General features: G+C 71.8%; 2 protein-coding genes. Both read left to right on the forward strand.

The annotated features are described in order from the left end of the window. Nucleotides 1-376: response regulator transcription factor (locus EG885_RS22315; RefSeq protein ID WP_423227228.1), on the forward strand; the 376-nt coding region annotated here is incomplete at its 5' end. Nucleotides 377-524: 148 nt separating this feature from the next. After that, nucleotides 525-908: hypothetical protein (locus EG885_RS23420; protein WP_242679805.1), on the forward strand; the 384-nt coding region annotated here is incomplete at its 3' end.

Below are 908 nucleotides of genomic sequence, written 5' to 3' on the forward strand. Positions count from 1 at the left end.
GAGGGGGGCGGGCCGGATGCAGCTGGACATCCTGATGATCGAGGATGAGCCGAACATCGCCGAGGCGGTGCGCTTTATCCTGATGCGCGAGGGCTGGCAGGTCGGCCTGCATGCCGATGGCGCGGGCGGGATCGAGGCGATCCGCGCCGCGCGCCCGCGTCTGGTGATTCTGGACCTGATGCTGCCCAACCGCTCGGGTGACGAGATTCTGGGCGATCTGCGCGCGGCGGGTGATGCGGCCCTGGCGGCGACGCCGGTCCTGATGCTGACGGCGCGGGGGCAGGCGCCCATGATCGGGGCCGCGGCGGATGCGGTGCTGGCCAAGCCCTTCGACAATGACGATCTGCGCGCCGTGGTGCGCCGGATGCTGGCGTGACAGCCCGTGGGCCCTTGGTCCGCCGTGCCGTGCCGGGCGGGGATCAATGGCCGCGGGCCGAGGCGCGCGGGGATGCGGGCCTTGACCCTTGGCTCTGCTGGCCATGCGTGCGGCAGACCGACCGCCAGCCGCAGCGCGAGGGGGGCTGATGCCCGACCGTCCGCTGTTTCTGGAACGCGCCTCGTTTCACCGCCGCCGCCTTGGCGATGCGGCGCGGATCCTGCCGGTGCTGACGATGCTGCTGTTGCTGGTGCCGGTCTGGTGGATGCCTGCCAGCCTGTCCTATGCGGCGGGGGCGGTGTGGATCTTTGGGTTATGGGCGGTGCTGATCGTCGTGGTCTGGGTGCTGCACCGCGCCCTGCTGCGGGCCGAGGCCGCAACGATCCGCGCCAGCGAGGTCGCGCCCGTCGTTCCGCAGCCAACCGTGCCGCAGCCAACCGTGCCGCAGCCAACCGTTGCGCAGCCAACCGTGCCGCCGTCTGACATGACCGCGCCTGCGGCCGGTCCGAACCCGCCTGATCCGATCCTCGCC

Origin of the sequence: Paracoccus nototheniae, assembly GCF_004335005.1 — a bacterium.
Taxonomy (GTDB): domain Bacteria; phylum Pseudomonadota; class Alphaproteobacteria; order Rhodobacterales; family Rhodobacteraceae; genus Paracoccus; species Paracoccus nototheniae.